15 protein-coding genes are annotated in these 16,660 nt (G+C 69.3%); 8 read left to right on the forward strand and 7 right to left on the reverse strand.

Annotated elements, in window-relative coordinates; translation table 11 throughout:
- The first annotated feature begins 89 nt into the window (after positions 1–89).
- Together V3W47_RS10550 and V3W47_RS10555 are read left to right on the forward strand one after the other, a co-directional pair.
- Entirely contained in the window at positions 90–1,448 is a 1,359-nt protein-coding gene (locus tag V3W47_RS10550) for a phosphotransferase (RefSeq protein ID WP_331825167.1), read from the forward strand.
- Positions 1,449–1,696: 248 nt separating this feature from the next.
- Complete coding sequence (locus V3W47_RS10555; protein ID WP_331825168.1) at positions 1,697–2,623, forward strand: hypothetical protein; 927 nt, start codon at positions 1,697–1,699, stop codon at positions 2,621–2,623.
- Between the two features lie 398 nt (positions 2,624–3,021).
- Here V3W47_RS10555 and V3W47_RS10560 read toward each other — a convergent pair whose 3' ends face one another.
- Entirely contained in the window at positions 3,022–4,218 is a 1,197-nt protein-coding gene (locus V3W47_RS10560; protein WP_331825169.1) for an aminotransferase class V-fold PLP-dependent enzyme, read from the reverse strand.
- A 93-nt stretch (positions 4,219–4,311) separates the two neighbouring features.
- Between V3W47_RS10560 and V3W47_RS10565 the strand changes: the two genes are divergently transcribed.
- Positions 4,312–5,661 (forward strand): FAD-dependent oxidoreductase, encoded by a 1,350-nt coding sequence (locus V3W47_RS10565; RefSeq protein WP_331825170.1) that lies wholly within the window; start codon positions 4,312–4,314, stop codon positions 5,659–5,661.
- A 69-nt stretch (positions 5,662–5,730) separates the two neighbouring features.
- Here the strand turns inward: V3W47_RS10565 and V3W47_RS10570 are convergent, their stop codons facing one another.
- Positions 5,731–6,024: a recombinase family protein gene (locus tag V3W47_RS10570; protein ID WP_331825171.1), complete on the reverse strand. Its 294-nt coding sequence runs from the start codon at positions 6,022–6,024 to the stop codon at positions 5,731–5,733.
- A gap of 13 nt (positions 6,025–6,037) precedes the next feature.
- Between V3W47_RS10570 and V3W47_RS10575 the strand changes: the two genes are divergently transcribed.
- Positions 6,038–6,241 carry a hypothetical protein gene (locus V3W47_RS10575; RefSeq protein ID WP_331825172.1) on the forward strand — a complete coding sequence of 68 codons (204 nt, stop codon included), beginning with the start codon at positions 6,038–6,040 and terminating at the stop codon, positions 6,239–6,241.
- A 177-nt stretch (positions 6,242–6,418) separates the two neighbouring features.
- Here the strand turns inward: V3W47_RS10575 and V3W47_RS10580 are convergent, their stop codons facing one another.
- The 3 genes from V3W47_RS10580 to ruvA form a co-directional block, all read right to left on the reverse strand.
- Positions 6,419–7,057 carry an SDR family NAD(P)-dependent oxidoreductase gene (locus V3W47_RS10580; protein ID WP_331825173.1) on the reverse strand — a complete coding sequence of 213 codons (639 nt, stop codon included), beginning with the start codon at positions 7,055–7,057 and terminating at the stop codon, positions 6,419–6,421.
- Between the two features lie 193 nt (positions 7,058–7,250).
- Positions 7,251–8,531 (reverse strand): low temperature requirement protein A, encoded by a 1,281-nt coding sequence (locus V3W47_RS10585; protein ID WP_331825174.1) that lies wholly within the window; start codon positions 8,529–8,531, stop codon positions 7,251–7,253.
- Positions 8,528–9,127, reverse strand: a complete 600-nt coding sequence (ruvA, locus tag V3W47_RS10590) for a Holliday junction branch migration protein RuvA (RefSeq protein WP_331825175.1) — start codon at positions 9,125–9,127, stop codon at positions 8,528–8,530. The genes V3W47_RS10585 and ruvA overlap by 4 nt, the downstream gene beginning before the upstream one ends.
- 497 nt (positions 9,128–9,624) lie before the next feature.
- Between ruvA and metG the strand changes: the two genes are divergently transcribed.
- The 4 genes from metG (at position 9,625) to V3W47_RS10610 (ending at position 15,385) form a co-directional block, all read left to right on the forward strand.
- Positions 9,625–11,625 carry a methionine--tRNA ligase gene (gene metG, locus V3W47_RS10595; protein WP_331825176.1) on the forward strand — a complete coding sequence of 667 codons (2,001 nt, stop codon included), beginning with the start codon at positions 9,625–9,627 and terminating at the stop codon, positions 11,623–11,625.
- Between the two features lie 373 nt (positions 11,626–11,998).
- Positions 11,999–12,841 carry an RNase adapter RapZ gene (gene rapZ / locus V3W47_RS10600; RefSeq protein ID WP_331825177.1) on the forward strand — a complete coding sequence of 281 codons (843 nt, stop codon included), beginning with the start codon at positions 11,999–12,001 and terminating at the stop codon, positions 12,839–12,841.
- The gene (locus V3W47_RS10605) at positions 12,838–14,184 is read left to right on the forward strand and encodes a gluconeogenesis factor YvcK family protein (RefSeq protein ID WP_442877219.1); all 1,347 of its coding nucleotides are present in this window, start codon (positions 12,838–12,840) and stop codon (positions 14,182–14,184) included. Before rapZ ends, V3W47_RS10605 begins: the two co-directional genes overlap by 4 nt.
- A gap of 118 nt (positions 14,185–14,302) precedes the next feature.
- Positions 14,303–15,385: a DNA methyltransferase gene (locus V3W47_RS10610; protein WP_331825178.1), complete on the forward strand. Its 1,083-nt coding sequence runs from the start codon at positions 14,303–14,305 to the stop codon at positions 15,383–15,385.
- Here the strand turns inward: V3W47_RS10610 and V3W47_RS10615 are convergent.
- Both V3W47_RS10615 and V3W47_RS10620 read right to left on the reverse strand, forming a co-directional pair.
- Positions 15,351–16,274 (reverse strand): hypothetical protein, encoded by a 924-nt coding sequence (locus tag V3W47_RS10615; protein ID WP_331825179.1) that lies wholly within the window; start codon positions 16,272–16,274, stop codon positions 15,351–15,353. The two genes, V3W47_RS10610 and V3W47_RS10615, sit on opposite strands and share 35 nt — an antisense overlap.
- On the reverse strand, positions 16,271–16,495 hold the full coding sequence (locus V3W47_RS10620; protein ID WP_331825180.1) for a helix-turn-helix domain-containing protein: 225 nt from the start codon (positions 16,493–16,495) through the stop codon (positions 16,271–16,273). Before V3W47_RS10620 ends, V3W47_RS10615 begins: the two co-directional genes overlap by 4 nt.
- Positions 16,496–16,660 lie beyond the last annotated feature (165 nt).

Raw genomic sequence — 16,660 nt, forward strand, 5'->3', positions numbered from 1 at the left:
TCTTTCGAAGGGTAAGACCTCGACTCCTCGACCCCTACGCTAAGCCACCCGGCGCACGCGTCCGGCCCATCCCGCGCGCACACTGGGGCATGACGCAGAACATCCGGGCCACCGTCCGCGCTGTGATCGCCCACGCGGACGGGCAGCGGGTCGCGGCGGTCGGTGGGGCGCTGCCCGTGGCGGTGGCCGGGGACAATACCTTCGTCGGATACGGCCTCGCGGACGCCTTCCCCACTCTCGCGCCGTGGCTGGCCCCGCTGCGGCGGCTACACTTCGCCCGGCTGCCGAACGCGCCGGACGGGACGTGGGAGCGTGAGGCGGTGTGGCAGCTTGACGCCCTGCACGAGCTGACAGGCGCGAATTGGGTTCTCCCGGAGGAATTGCCCGAGGAGGAACAGGCGTGGGCACAGGCCGCCCTCTCCCCCGCCCCGGCTCACCGCCCGGCCTTCGCGCGGGTGGGCTGGGCGGCGGGCGCGCTGGCGTGGCTCGACGAGGAGCTGAGGGAGCAGGGTCTGACCCGCGCCGGGATGCCGGACCCTCTCAAACACTGGGGCATCAGCGCGTTGTGGCGGGTGCCCCTTCGCGCTGGGCCGGACGGGGATGTCGGTCCCGTGTACCTCAAGGCCGTGCCCGCCTTCTTCGCGCGGGAGGTCCCGGCGACGTGCGTACTCTCGCGGGAGGTGCCCGGCGCGGCCCCGCCCGTCCTGGCCGCCGACGAGGGCCGGGGGATGCTGCTGCTACGGCACGCGGGCGACGTGCCCGACGAGGGGGACGACGGCATTACCCTCGCCGTCCACCTCGCGCGGGTGCAGCGGGCGAGCGTGGCGGTGGTGCCCGAATTGCGTGCCCGTGGCATTCCCGAGCACGGTCCGGCGTGGGTGGCCTCGCTCCTCCCAGAACTCTTGCGCGAGGACGTGCTGCTCCTCGGTGAGCCGGAGGGCCTGACCCCCGCCGAGGCCGCGCGGCTCTGGGTGCTGGAGGGCCGCCTCCAGGAGGCGTGCGTGCGCCTGCTCGCCTCGCCGCTGCCGGAGGTGGCCGGGCACGGCGACCTGCACCGCTTCAACGCCGTGCGGGACGCGGACGGGCGCTGGACCCTGCTCGACTGGTCGGACGTGAGCGTGACCCACCCCTTCCTCGACGCGATTCCCGATTACCTTGCGCCCGACGGAACCTCCCCCGACGTACTGGAGGCGGTGGAGACGGCGTACCTCTCGGCCTGGACGGACCTCCTCCCCCTGCCGGAGGGGCGGGCGCTACTGCGGGACGCGCGGCTGGTCGGCGAGGTGTACCGGGCGCTGGGCTACACGCACGGCATCCAGCCCCACATCGAGGACAAGGAGGAGTCGCGGACGGCGCACCTGGAGCACCTACGCCCACTCCAGCAGTCGGCGAGCGCCGCTCCCCTGCCACACGGTCACGGGGAGATGAGGGGGACACACTCGCCTTGAGGGTGAGGTGGCGGGCGACTCCTCAAACGCTTATGTGCAGTGGAAATTGAGCGTCCTAGACGTGCTGTATTCTCCCTCCCTCCTTGTGGGGGACTCGGAGAGCTGCTTGCAGAGGGTCGGGGAGGGGGGTGACGACCACCGCTCGTCCTCCTGCTAGACAGCGAAAACGCCTTAACTCTCCAATTTGCAATTCACATCAGGCGTTCTCAGGGGAGGTGCCCTGAAGGGGCGGAGGGGTCCCGCCCGCTATGCTGGTCATTGGAGGCGCGTGCGTGCAGGACCCCGACAAAATCCAGAGTCGCCTGGTCGCCGACCGCAAGGTGCGGGCCGTCGCTCAGGTGGGGAGTCACGGCACGGAGGACGCCTGGGTGGGCAGCGTGCCGACGCTCGTGACGTTCGAGCGCGGGCTGCTCTCGCCGCAGACGGAGACGCGCGCCGGGGTGACGGTGGAACGCTTTCCGTACGAGAAGCTGGAGGCGTGGCGCGAGTGGGACGCCGCCCGCGAGGAGGCCCCGCTGGCCCGGCTCGCCACCAGCCGCGTCGTGTACGACCCGACCGGGTACTACGGGCGCATCCAGCGCACCCTCTGGACGCTGAGCGCCGAACGCCTCGCCGGGCACCGGGAGGAGTTGCTGGGCCGGGCCGCCGAACGTCTGGAGATCGCCCGCCGTCAGTACACCGGCCCCGGCCACAGCGCGCAGGAGCAGCTTCTGGCGCTCGCCGAGGCGCGGGACGTGGCCCTGTCGTTGCTGTACCCGGCCCTGCTGACGCACCGTCACGGCTGGCCGGAGTTCGAGATTCGCCTGCCGCACGCGTGGCGGGCCGCCGCCGGGCTGCGCTTCCCGAAGGCCGTGTACCGATTGGAGAACCTGTACGGCTTCGGCGGCGAGGACGAGGCGCGGCGGGTGCTGCTCGCCACGCGGGGGCTGGGGCTGGTCGAGCAGGAGAAGCGGGCACGCGCCGCCTTCCAGGCCGGGTACTCCGACGGTGCCGTGCGCTACCTGCGTGACGAGACGGCCCGCACCCACCGCGCCGACCTCGAACGCTGGGGCTACCTCTCCAGCGCCCGGCGCGACAAGCTCGGCGTCCTGATCGGCGTCACCCGCAGCCCGCTCGGTCCCGCCGCCCTTGCCATCGCGGGCGAGCTGCTGGCCGACGCGCGGGAGGGGCGGTAGAGCAGTTGACATAAGAATGATCATGCTGAGCGTCGGCGAAGCATCTTGACACGGGACAAATGAGGCCCTTCGCTTCGCTCAGGGTGACAACCGCTCTTCTATCAACTGCTTTATTTGAGAAGGGACGGTCGGACGAGAAGGAAATGAGAAGCTGTGCGAGTCCCAGTCCTCCCATAGACGCCTGACCTGCAATAGAAAGCGAGCGTGCCAGAGGTGCTCTTTGCTCCCTCCCTCCTTGTGGGGGAGGGTCGGGGAGGGGGTGGCGAGCACCGCTTGTCTTTCTCCTGGACAGTGAGAACGCCTCCACTTCCCGATCCGTAATTCACATCAGGTGTCACAAGGGAGGCACACAACCGTCGAGTTGACAGACGATTCACCAAAAACTCGCGACCTCTCCCCTACCCCAGCGCCTCCCACGCCGCCCGCACCGCCGCGCCCCGCGTGAAGCGCGCGCCGAGACTGGCGAAGGCGTCCTCCAGCATCCCCGCGATGCCCAGAGCGTCGTAGCGGTCGGCGTAGCCCAGGGTGGAGACGCGGAACACGGCGTCCTCGTGGGGGGCCTGACCGGGCAGAGCACGCTGGCCCATCTCGGCGAGGCGGGCGCTGACCTGCCGCCCGGTGAGGGGCGCGGGGGGCCGCAGCACGGCGACGGCGGGCGTGGTACGCGGTGCCCACGTGGGAGCACCGAGCGCCTCCCCGGCGGCGATCAGGGCGTCCGCCTGCCGCCGCTTCTCGGCCCACAGCACCTCCAGCGGCACGGCGAGGAGGCGGTCGAGCGCGAGCGACAGCGCCGAGATCAGGTTGATGGCGGGCGTTTGCGGCGTGTTGCCCGCCTTCTGCCCCTTCAGCTCGCGGGTGAGGTCGAGGTAGAAGCCGCGCCCGGTGTCCTTCACCATCCGCGCCTGCACCTCGGGGCTGAAGAGGACAAAGCCCAGCCCCGGCGGGGTGGCCGTCCCCTTCTGGCTGCCGCTCACGATGGCGTCCACGCTCCACTCGGCGGGCCGCAGCTCCGCGACCCCGTAGCTCGTCACGCAGTCGGCGATGACGATGAGATCGGGGTTGAGCGCCTTTGCCGCCTTTGTCACCGCCTCCAGGTCGTGCAGGGCACCCGTGCTCGTCTCCGAGTGGGTGATCAGGAGGGTGTGGGCGTCCCGCGCGGCGTCGGCCACCTCCTCCGGGTCGAGCACGTCGCCCCACGGGCGGGCCACGATGGACGTGTCGTAGCCGAGCCGCCGCGCCATCTCGCCCCAGCGTTCGGAGAACTTGCCCGCCTGCGCGTTGACGACCCTGCCGCCCTCGGGGGTCAGCGAGACGAGCGCGCCCTCGAAGGCCCCGGTGCCGCTGCTCGTGGTGATCACGGCGTCGTAGGGGGCACCGAGGAGGAGCGCGAGCTTGCGCCGGGCCTCCTGCAACGTCTCCACCCCCTCGGGCGCGCGGTGGTGCATCTGCGGCTGGGCGAGTTCGAGGAGCACGCGCGGCTCGACCTCCACCGGGCCGGGGGCGATCAGGCGGCGGCGGTTGAGGGGGAGGTGGGCGTCCCTCTGTGCCGCCGAGGCAGGGGCCGTCGGGAGGGGGGCGGGGGCGGTGTCCGTCATGCCGCCCATCGTAGCCGGGGGACGGGAGTGTGAAGGCTGGCTCGTCTGACCCCGCAACCTCAGCCGTTCGCGCCGCCCTACGCTGGGGGCCACATGCGAATCGTGGTGGTGGGTGGAGTGGCGGCGGGCATGAGCGCGGCGAGCCGGGCGCGGCGGCAGAGCGGCGACGCCCGTATCACGGTGTTCGAGCGGGGCGACTGGGTGAGCTACGGCGCGTGCGGCCTGCCCTACGTCATCGGCGGCGAGGTCGAGAGCTTCGAGCGGCTGGTGGCCCGCACCCCGGCGCAACTCGGCGAGCGGGGCATCGACGTGCGGTTGCGCCACGAGGTCACGGGCGTGGACGCGGGGGCAGGCACCGTCACCGTGCGGGACCGGGACGGCGGGGAGACGATCACCGAACCCTACGACCGCCTCCTGATCGCCACGGGGGTCAACGCCGTGCGCCCCGATTGGGCCAACACGGACCTCCGGGGCGTCCACGTCCTGCGCGACCTTCCCGACGGGCAGGCCATCGAGGAGAGCGTGAAGGAGGCCAAACGTGCCTGCATCGTGGGCGGCGGCTATATCGGGCTGGAGCTGGCCGAGACGCTGACCACGCGCGGCCTGAGCGTCACGCTGCTGGAGAGGGGGCCGGAGGTCGCGGGCCGGATGCTCGACGTGCCCCTCCAGCGCCGGGTCCGCGCCGAGGTCGAGCGGTGCGGGGTGGAGGTGCGCTGCGGCACGACCGTCCTGGGCCTCACGGGCGAGGGGGGCCGGGTGACGGGCGTGGAGACGGACGGGGGCCGCGTCCCCGCCGACCTCGTGATCGTGGCGGTGGGAGTGAAGCCCAGCACGGACCTCGCGCGGGCGGCGGGCGTCCGACTCGGGGAGACGGGGGCCGTCGCCGCGAACGACCGCCAGGAGACGGGCGTGGAGGGTATCTACGCGGCGGGCGACAACACCGAGAGCCTGCACCGGGTCACGGGCCGCCCGGTCCACATCCCCCTCGGCCTGACCGCCAACCGCATGGGCCGCGTGGCGGGCGTGAACATGGCGGGCGGGGACGCGCAGTTTCCCGGCATCGTCGGCACGGGCATCTTCAAGACCTTCGACCTAGGGGTGGCCCGCACCGGCCTCACCCACGCGGAGGCCGAGCACGCCGGGCTGGACGCCATCAGCGTGGACGTGGACAGCACCGACCACGCCGGGTACTACCGGGACGCGGCACCCATCCACGTGCGCCTCACCGCCGAGCGCGGCACGAACCGTCTGCTGGGCGCGCAACTGCTGGGCCGAACCACGAGCGTCAAGCGGGTGGACGTGGTGGCCGCCCTTCTCCACGGCGGGGGCACCGTGCAGGACCTCTTCGAGCTGGACCTCGCCTACGCGCCGCCCTTCTCCAGCGTGTGGGACGTGCTGCTCGTCGCGGCGGACAGGGCGGGCCGGAGGCTGTGCGGGGAATGAGGACGGAACACCGGGAACGGCTGCCCCGATGGCCCTCCGGTTCGACACCGCCCCTGTGCGGGACCCGGATCAGGGACCGGGGGTGGACGCCGTGGCCCTGTCCACCTCCAACAGATGCAGGGTGGCTCCTTTCTGTTGCAGCCGCCCCAGGATGATGTCCGTCTGGAACAGGTTGCGGCTCAGGCGGTCGCTGTCGCCGACCACGAGCACGTCCCCCCGTCTGAGGCTCTCCACGGCCCGGTGAAGAACCGGGCGTTCCAGATGATCGCCGCTGCTGGTCTCGATATAGACGGCCTGACAGCCATCGGCGATCAGCCGGGTCACCTGCGCGAAGGGTGCCTCCAGAACCTGAATTGACCTCACGTACCCTACTCTCATGCTGTCTCTTTTCTTTCGTCTGAATGGTTGGCGTCTGAATGGGGCGGGGCGGGGCGGGGCGACGCTGCCCGGCGACGCTCAATCCGAAGGTTCGGGCGTCCTCGCCTTTTCCGGGCACGGTGAGGCTGGGGTCTGCGCTTCCGGGGCCACGATCTGCGGCCTGGAGGTCAGGAGCCTGGGAGGGGTCATGGAACGTCCTTGACAGAGGTGCCAGGAAGAGCTTGTCATGGACCCACCCGGTGCGTCTTGCAGTCTGGCATGGCCTCATGATCCCCGGATGCAGGGAGGACCGGACCCGACCTGCTCGACGTGGAACCCTTCAAACAAGAGGGGCGGGACTGCCGGGCCGGGGGTGAGGGCACCCTTCCTGTTCCCCCTCTCATCCCACCCGCAGTTCCTCCAACCCCAGCCCGGAGCGGTCGGCGCGCAGGGCGTCGGCCACCGCCTCCGGGGCGAGGGCACCGCGCGGCACCCGGCCCACCTGCGTCCACAGCCCCGTGTCCACGGCGGGCGGCAGCACGAGCGTCAGCGTCTTGCCCCTTGCCTCCAGCCGGGCGACCTCCAGCAGGCGGGCGACGGCGGCCTTGCTCGCCGCGTACTGAGAAAAGCCGCGCACGGTGACGAGTTCGGGCCGGGCACCGATCACGTACAGTCTCCCATCCCCCGCCAGCCGGGGCAGCCCGTATTTAAGCGTCCACAGCACCCCGAAGTAGTTCGCGTTCCACACCGAGCGCACTTTCAACGCGTCCGCCTCCGCGAGCGGGTGGGGCAGGGCCGCCCCGGCGGCGTAGACGATGGTCTGGAGGCCGTCCACCCCCTCGAACAGCGTCCGCACATGGCTCTCGAAGCCGGCGTCCACCGGGCGCGCCCCGGCCCCGAGGTCGGCGGCGAGGGCCGCCAGCTTTTCCCCATGCCGTCCCGCCAGCGTCAGGGGCGGCGAGTCCGCGAACGCCCGCGCCACCGCCGCCCCAATCCCACCCGTTGCCCCGATGACCAGCGTGCCCCCCGTGACCGTCATGCTCAGCAGTGGACCACAGGGAGATCGGGCGGAGGTGTGGTGGGGGACGCAGAGAGCATGGGTGTTGCTCCCTCTCCCCTCGTGGGTGACTCGAAGAGCTGCGAAGCAGAGGGCCGGGGTGAGGGGGCGACGTGACAGCGCCACCGCCCAACGCCCGCCCTCCCGGCGACTGGACACTGGCGACTGGCGACCCCTACACCGGCGTCCCGCTCGCCCCCAGCTCCTCCTCCATCTTCCCCAGCCGGTGCGTCGCCGGGTCGCGTGCGGTGACGAGCGCGGCCCCGAGGACGATGGCGCAGGCGGCGGCGTGGGTGGCGAGGGTGTCCAGCGGCATGAAGGCGAGCGAGACGCTGGCGGCGGCGGCCACAGCGATGGCGACGACGCTGGGATCGAGGAGGCGGCGTCCGGCGACGTACAGGACGTTGCAGCGCAAGAAGAGCAGGGTGAGGGCCGCCCCGGCGAGCGGCCAGGCGACGAGCTGGCGGTTCACGGCGTCGCGGGCACCGTCCTCGTCAGAGATGCCGTGGCCGAAGCCCACCGCGAGCATCACGACGCTGAGGGTAAAGGGCAGGTGCCCGTACAGCCACGCGAGCAGCGAGCCGACCCGACCGGCCCGGTGCGCCGCGAGGACGGGCAGGGCGCGGGCCTGGTCGAAGTACAGCCGCCACATTCCCACGGCGGTCACGAGCGCGAGCAGCGCCGGGGCCTGCTCGAACCAGCGCAGCTCCTGCTGGCGGCTCCCCGCCACGACCTCGGTGACGATGCCGCCCAGCGCGATGATCTGGAGAAGGCCGACCCGCTCGGGCAGGTGCTCCTGGTGCGGCAGGGCCGCGCGCTGGCGGTCCCGGCCCAGGATGGGCGTCAGCACGTCGATAACGAGTGCCACCCCCCACGCCAGCAATTCCGCCCCGCCCTGAAGGAAGGCGCTGGCGAACCAGAACAGGGCCGCCCCCCCGAAGCCGAGCACCTGCCCCCGCGCGAAGGCCGCACTCTCCGGGTGACTCCGCAGGGTCAGGAGGTACATCCCCACCAGAACGAGGCGGTTGGCCGTGTAGGCGAGGCCGAAGGCCATCCCCGTGTCGCTGAGGTCGCCGCGCAGGGTGAGGGTGAGGGTGCCCAGGGTGAAGAGCTGCACCAGCGTGCCCCAGCGGTAGGCGCGGCTGTCGTTGCCATAGCGGGCGGCGAAGGTCGTGTTGCCCGCCCACGCCCACCACACCGCCGCGAACATCAGCCCGAACACGAGCAGGTTGTGGCCCGTGGGCGCGTCCCCCAGCCGCTTGGCGAGCTGATCGAAGGCGGTCACGAAGATCAGGTCGAAGAAGAGTTCGAGCCACGTGACGCGCTGCTCGGAGGGACCCTCGCCCTCGTCCTGCCCGTCTCCCAATGCGGGCGCGTTCTCCCCGTCAAAATCCGGCGCGTCGCCCGGCGGCCCCTCCTCGATCTCCATGCCGTCCTGCTCGCCGTCGGGCGTCAACGGAGTTTCCCCAGCCCCTTGCGGATGAGGGCGTCGGCGGTCTGCGCGGGGTCGGCGGCGAGGAGTTCGGCCACCACGCCCCGCACCTGCCCCTCCCGGAAGCCGAGCGCGAGCAGCGCCTCGATGGCGTCGCGGCCCGCCGTGCTGTGGACTGGAGCCACCCTCTGCCCGGTCGCCGTCGTCGGTGCGGCGAGGTGGTCGGGCACCTTGTTCTGGAGTTCGAGGACCAGCCGCTCGGCGGTCTTCTTGCCCACGCCGGAGACGCTGGAGAGGAGCTTCACGTCCCCCGTCAGGAGGCCCTGCGCGACCGCCGAGACGGGCATGGCGGAGAGCAGCGCCAGCCCCAGCTTCGGTCCCACGCCGCTCACGCCCGTCAGCAGGTCGAAGAGGCGCAGGCTGTCCGCGTCGGTGAAGCCGAAGAGGAGCTGGGCGTCCTCACGAATGACATGCCGGATATTCAGTTCCGCCGGGGCCTCCACCGCCAGTTTTCCCAGGGTCGAGGCCGGGCAGAAGACCTCGTACCCCACGCCCCCCGCGACGATCACGGCGCTGGAGTCGCGCACCTCGCGCACCACGCCACTCAGGTAAGCAATCACGCCCGGAATTGTAGGGGGCGGGCCACGGCGAGAACGGGGGAAAGATGACGCGCCTCCCCGCCGGGCGGCTACACTGTGCCCATGACCGTCCCCCGCGAGCGCAGCATGATGCGAATGCCCCCGCGCGCCTGACATGATCGGGAGGGGCGGGGTGCGGATGGTGGCGCATCCCGCCTCTCCTCTTTTCTCGGAAGGCGCGGCAGTTGAGAGACAGAGATGGAGTGGCGCTGGTGGGCGTCCGCGTACCCCCCTCCCCGACCCTCCCCCACAAGGAGGGAGGGAGAAAAAGAGCTAAAGCTTAAGCGGAGGTTGTGTAGCTCCTCCCCCCTCGTGGGGGAGGCTGGGAGGGGGGAAGCAGCGAGCCTGGCCCCCTCAAGATTCACTTTCCCCCAACTCCTATTTCCCGAACTCAAACACTCCACTTTTTCCGTATCCTAGACCGGTTGCCCGGCCCCTTCTCCCATCAGGAAGCGGCTGCCGGGCGGGGAGAGCGGCACATGACGAGACAGCCTGAGCGAGAGTTCTACATCACGACCGCCATCGACTACGCGAACGGCGCGCCACACATCGGGCACGTCTACGAGAAGATTCTGACCGACGCCCTCGCCCGCTACCACCGCCTCGCCGGGTTTGAGGTGACCTTCCTGACCGGCACCGACGAACACGGCGAGAAGATTGCCAAGGCCGCCGCGAAGGCCGGGCAGACCCCGCAGGCGTTCGTGGACGACCTCTCCCTGCGCGCCTTCAAGGGCCTGTGGGACCGCCTGGAGATCAGCTACGACGACTTCATCCGCACGACCGAGGGGCGGCACAAGCGGTACGTGCAGGACATCCTCCAGCGCGTGTGGGGCGCGGGCGACATCTACTTCGCCGAGTACGAGGGCCTGTACTCGGTCGGGGCCGAGCGGTACGTGACCGAGAAGGAACTCGTCGAGGGCGGTGACGGCGTGCGCCGCTACCCCGGCGACAAGGACCCGCCCGAGCTGCGGCGCGAGGCGAACTACTTCTTCAAGATGGAGAAGTACCAGGCGTGGCTGCTGGGGCACATCCAGCAGAACCCCGACTTCATCCAGCCCGCCGGGTACCGCAACGAGGTGCTGGAGATGCTGCGCGAGCCCATCGGCGACCTGAGCATCAGCCGCCCGAAGTCGCGGGTGCCGTGGGGGATCGAGCTTCCCTGGGACCCCGACCACGTGACCTACGTGTGGTTCGACGCGCTGCTGAACTACGTCTCCGGGCCGGTCAGCCGGGGAATGGGCGAGGAGACCATCGGCCTCGCGTGGCACGTCATCGGCAAGGACATCCTCAAGCCGCACGCGGTCTTCTGGCCGACGATGCTGCGGGCGGCGGGGCTGCCGGTCTACCGCAAACTCGTCGTCCACAGCCACATCCTCGCGGAGGACGGGCGCAAGATGGGCAAGAGCCTGGGCAACGCCATCGACCCCGAGCAGCTCGTCGCCGAGTACCCGGTGGACGCCATCCGCTACACCCTGCTGCGCGAGGCGAGCCTGAGCGCCGACAGCCCCTACGGCGAGGGCATCCTCGTCTCGCGGCTGACCTCGGACCTAGCGAACGACCTCGGCAACCTGCTCTCGCGCACGGTCAGCATGATTGGGAAGTACCGGAACGGCGTTCTCCCGCAGGCCCACGAGCCGGGCGAGCGCGAGCACCAGATCGAGTCGGCGGCGCTGGCCCTCCCCGGCGAGGTGCTGGGGCTGGTGCGCGACCTGAAGGTGAACATGGCGATCGAGGCGGCGATGAACTTCGTGCGCGACCTCAACCGCTACATCGCCGAGAGTGCGCCGTGGAACCTCGCCAAGTCCGACGAGACCGCCCGCCGCCTCGACACCGTGCTCTACACCGCCGCCGAGGGCCTGCGCGTGGCGAGCGTGGCGCTGGAGGCCGTCATTCCCATCAAGGCCCGCGAACTCCGCGCCCAACTCGGCCTCGGCGGACAGTCCTACACCCTGAGCGGCGCGTGGGGCCTGACCCCCGCCGGAACGCGCGTGCCCGGCGGCCCGATCCTCTTCCCCAAGCCCGAGCCGAGGGAGGAGGGCGAGACCCCGACGCCCCCGCCCGCCAAGAAAGAGAGAAAAGTCGTGACCCAGACCGAAAAGCCGCAGCCCCAGCAACCCGCCCCGACCCCCAGCGCCACGCCCGCCGCAACCGAAGCCCTGATCTCCATCGAGGACTTCGCCCGCGTGGACCTGCGGATCGTGGAGGTTGTCGCCGCCGAGGCCGTGGAGAAGGCCGACAAGCTGCTCAAGCTGACCGTGAAGCTGGGCGACGAGACGCGCACGGTCGTCAGCGGCATCCGCAAGTGGTTCGAGCCGGGCGACCTCGTGGGCCGCAAGGTGGTCCTCGTCGCCAACCTCAAGCCCGCCAAGCTGCGCGGCATCGAGAGTCAGGGCATGATCCTCGCCGCCGAGGACGAGTCGGGCAACCTCGATCTGGTGGGCACGCGGCTGGAGTTGCCGAGCGGGACGAAGGTGCGGTAGGGGCTTGTAGCGCGTCGCTTGTCGCTTGTGGGGAGCAGGGGTCGGGGTGGCCTCTGCTTTCTCCTGTTGTGGAGCGCACCCTTTAGGGCAAGGCACACAACCCTTGTCATCCTGAGTGAAGCGAAGGGGCCAAAACTTGGGGATGCTTCGCGGGCGCTCAGCATGCCAACTCTCCCGCGTCCCGTCTTGAGACGAGAGCGTGCCGGGTATAGCCTTTCTCCCTCTTCTCCCCCTGGTGGGAGAGGGCTGGGGTGAGGGGGCGTGTGACCAATAGCTATGCTGGGAGGATGACTTCCCCCGCCTCCTTCCTGAACGCCACACCCGCCCTACACCGCGTCACCCCCGCCTGACTCACCGGAGTACACTGCTCATCATGCCGTTCGTGATCGTCTCGGGCCTGTCGGGGAGTGGGAAGAGCACCGCGCTCAGAACGTTGGAGGACGCGGGTTTCTTCATCACCGACAACCTGCCGCCCGAGCTGTGGGGGGCCATGCATGACCTCGTGACGGCGAGCGGGCTGGAGCGGGTGGCGATCAGCACGGACGCGCGGACGCGGCACTTCCTGGGGGCGCTGGAGTCGAGCTATGCCCGGCTCGCGCGGCGGCGGGAGGACCTGCACGTCCTGTTTCTGGAGGCGAACTCGGAGGTGCTGCTGCGGCGGTACAATCTGACCCGGCGCGAGCATCCCCTCGGCGAGACGCTGATGGTGGACTTCGCGCGGGAACGGGAGCTGCTCTCGCCCCTGCGCGCCATCGCGGATACGGTGATCGACACGACGAACCTCAGCGCGAAGGAACTCGCGGAGCGCCTCCTCCAGACCTTCCGGCTGGAACACGACTTCACGCTGCGGCTGCTGAGCTTCGGCTTCAAGAATGCGCCGCCGCGCGACGCCGACCTCGTGGTGGACGTGAGAACGCTGCCCAACCCGTACTACGTGCCCGACCTCAGCCCCAGGACCGGACTGCAACCGGAGGTGGCGGCCTATGTCTTTCAGGACCCGGCGTCGGAGGAGTTCTACGGCGAGGTGCGCGACTTCGTGCGGACGGCGGCGCGGCGGGCGCGGGACTCCGGGCGGCGGGGGTACACGGTGGCGGTGGGCTGCACGGGCGGGCAACACCGCTCGGTGGCGGTGGCCGAGCGGCTGGCCCGCGACCTGGCGGACCTCGACGCGCAGGTGACGGACCACCGCGACATGCAGTTGGGGGAGGCGGGATGAGCGGTTCGTTGCGGGAACGGGGCCGGGGGGAGATGGGGGTGGCCGCGCGGCACGCCACCCGCCGCGCCCGGATGTGGATGGAACCGGGCCTCGGCGTCAAGCGGTGGCTGGGGCTGTTCGTGGCCTGCACGCTCGTCGGGGCGGTGGGCTTCCTGCACTTCACCTGGACGGGACCGCTGCATTTCGTGGCGACGCGCTGGATTCTGTGGCTCAACGCGCTGACCTCGCCGGAAGTGCTGCCCCTCTACGTCGTCGGCATGACGGTGATGGCGCTGGCGCTGGGGGGGGCGCTCCTGAGCATCGTCATGCTCAACCGCTCCATGCTGCGCTCGACGGGCACGGCCCCGGAAACGGCGCTGGACGTGATCTACTCACACCGCACGCTCTCGCGCGGGCCGCGCCTCCTGGCGGTGGGGGGTGGAACGGGGCTGTCGAACCTCCTGATGGGCCTCAAGACCCACACGGGCAACCTCACGGCGGTCGTGACGGTGGCGGACGACGGGGGATCGAGCGGGCGGCTGCGCGAGTCGCTGGACATGATCGCGCCGGGCGACCTCACCGACTGCTACGCGGCGCTCTCGGACAGCCCGGTTCTCGCCCGGCTGCTGCTACACCGCTTCGACCGGGGCGAGGGGCTGGCGGGGCACACCTTCGGGAACCTCCTCCTTGCCACCCTCAGCGAGGAACAGGGCGGCCTTCAGGGGGCCATGCGCGACATCCACGAGGTGCTGCGGGTGCGCGGGCAGGTCTTCCCCGCCACGACCCGGCCCGCCACCCTCGTCGCCCGCCTCAGCGACGGGCGCGAGGTGCGCGGCGAGAGCGCCCTGAGTGGCGAGGTCGGCGCGGCCCGCGTGGTGGACGTGCGGCTGGAGCCGCCGGGCCTGCCCACCCTGCCCGCCGTGCTGGACGCCGTGCGCGACGCCGAACTTATCGTGCTGGGGCCGGGGAGCCTCTTTACCTCCATCATCCCCGCCCTCCTTGTGCCCGACATCGCGCGGGCGGTGCGGGAGGCGGGCACGCCCATCGTCTACGTCGCCAGCCTGATGAGCGAACCCGGCGAGACGACCGGCCTGAGCCTCGAAGATCACGTCCGCGCCATCACCGCCCACCTGGGCCGCGCTCCCGACTGGGTGCTGATGAACAGCACGCCCATTCCGGGGGACGTGCAGGCCCGCTACGCCGCCGAGGGCGCGCACGTGCTGGACCTCAATGGGGCGAGCCACGACCTGCACGGGCGGATTCGCAGCGCCCCCCTCCTCCAGCCCGGCCTGACCGCCCGCCATGACCCGGAGGCGCTGGCGCTGGCCCTGCTGGGGCTGATCGCGCGGGCACGGGCGGCGTAAGGAGGTGGAGTCGGCGTTTACGCTAACAAAGGCCACCACACTGCTAAAGTGCTCCAAATATTCTAAAACGGGTTATTCTTAGGTGTGATTCCTCCTTGCAGACAGGATGTACGAGACCATGACCGCTGACCCCGGCCCCCTCAAAACTAGCAGGCTGTTTCCGGCTGTCAGCACCGTGGGGCGCGGTAAGTCCGCCACATTGCCACAGGCTCTGGATGTCACTCGGTGGGAGGAGGGGCCGACATCCCTCGTTCTGGGCGACAGCCTGGACTACTACAGGGCTTGGGGACGACCAAATGTCATCGTCTCCGACGGAGCCTACGGGGTGCTGGGCTTCGAGGGGGACACCTCCGACCATCTGGGAATTGCCGAGTGGTACGAGCCGCACGTTCAAGCTTGGACGAGAGCAGCCTCACCGGAAACGACCCTCTGGTTCTGGAACTCCGAGGTCGGCTGGGCGACCGCCCACCCCGTTCTTGAGCGGTACGGGTGGCGCTACGTCAACTGCAACATCTGGAACAAGGGAAAGGGTCATATCGCCGGAAACGTGAACACGGCAAAAATCCGGCGCTTTCCCGTCGTGACAGAAGTCTGCGTACAGTACGTCTTCGAGGCTCGAATAGACGGCCTTTTGCTCAAGCACTGGTTGTTGCGGGAGTGGCGGCGCTCCGGCCTCCCGCTCGCAAAGGCCAACGAGGCCTGCGGCGTGGCAAATGTGGCAACGCGGAAATACCTCGATCAAGGCCACCTTTGGTACTTCCCCCCACCGGAGATGTTCGCGCGTCTGGCCGCCTATGCGAACATCCAGGGCAGGCCGGAAGGGGCACCCTACTTCTCAGCAGATGGCAGGCGGCCCCTCACCGCTGAGGAATGGAGCAGGATGCGTGCCCCTTTCACATGTCCACACGGCTTCACCAACGTCTGGGAACGCGGTCCCCTACACGGGTCGGAGCGCGTGAAGGCTGCCAACGGCAGGGCCGCGCACCTCAACCAGAAGCCGCTCGACCTCATGACGCTGCTACTGAAGGCGTCATTACGGGAGGGCGGCGTGGTGTGGGAGCCGTTCGGTGGACTCTTCACCGCGTCCCTCGCTGCTCACAGGCTGGGGCAGAAATCTTTCGCGGCGGAGATTGATCCCGCCTATTTCTACTACGGGTTGAAACGCTTCACTTCAGAAGCTCGCGCGCATCCTCGTCTTTAACACCCAAATACGTTTCCAGCGCCCTTCGTAAACGAGCATCGTCGGTGCTCCTGAGCAGTGGTCCCCACTGGCTGATCTTCAGATTATGCACCGTAGTCCCGTAGACTCTGCGCTTAAAGTCCTCGATCTCCGGGTGAACGATCCGGTCTATCTTCGCGAAATTGGTATCCAGGCGGTAGGGAAAACGGGCGATGAGAGTACGCAGCAACTCCTGGTACTCGCGGGTCGGTTGGTATCGTCGGCCTTCCGTGCCCCACCCACCGACGAGCCGCCGGGCCTCCTCAAGCTGGTCGGGCGTTCCCTGGAAGATGAAGCCGTTCGTGTTTGTCTGCTGAAGATTGCGCGTGCGGGCACTCGTGTTCTCTGGTTCCAGCACCAGATACTCCGGTGGGCGGTGGTAGTGGCGGTCACGTGCCGCCGCGACGGAGGCACCTGGGACGATGCACACGTCGATAATGGAGGGCTTGCCGTAGATCAAGTGTTCTGGCAGCCAAGCCAGAAGAACGACGTAGGTTTGATCGTCCAAAAAATGATTCTGGCTGTCCTTGAAGCGGGCCGTGATCTCGGTCGCGAGGGGAAACCAGGCCTTGACCTCGAAGCCCGGCGTCGGCGTGATGCCCGAATCGACGAAGATCATGTCGGGAAAGCCGGGGTCCTGCCGTCGCCACCTACCGAGCGACGAGAACTCCTCCCGGTCATTCAGGAACTCAACGACGTTGAACTCGATCAGATTCCCGACGAGGGGCGACAACTTGGAGATGATCTTCGCCAGATTCACCGCCGCCTCCGGTGAAACAGGTCTGCTGACGGCCACCACATCGAAGATGTGGCCAGAGAGGCCCCCAAGATGCGCGGACGCAGCTTTGATAACGTCCCCCGTCGTCCTCATGAGGGCACGTCCTCTGACGAGTGAGGAGGCCCCAGCCTCTCGATGATCTCCCGCAGAAAGTGAGTGGGGTCCTGACTAAGTACCCCGGCGACCGCCACGAACTCGATCACGTCCAAGCGCCGCTCACCCACCTCGTACTTGGAAACGAAGGATTGTGCCTTGCCCAACCTCGCTGCCAACTCGGCTTGTGTTAGGCCCGCACTCTTCCGGGCAGCGATCAAGGCGAACCGTAAGGCACGGTACTTCTCAGCGTCCCTCACCCTCATAACGAAAGGTTTCCAACCATTCTGGGTATTCAAACCCACTCCGGGATATATACCAAATCGGGATAAAAGCGCATGATGGCGAGGAGCAGCGGAGGGTGTGTCCCATCCCGGCCCTCCTGA

This window comes from Deinococcus sp. YIM 134068 (assembly GCF_036543075.1).
GTDB lineage: Bacteria > Deinococcota > Deinococci > Deinococcales > Deinococcaceae > Deinococcus > Deinococcus lichenicola.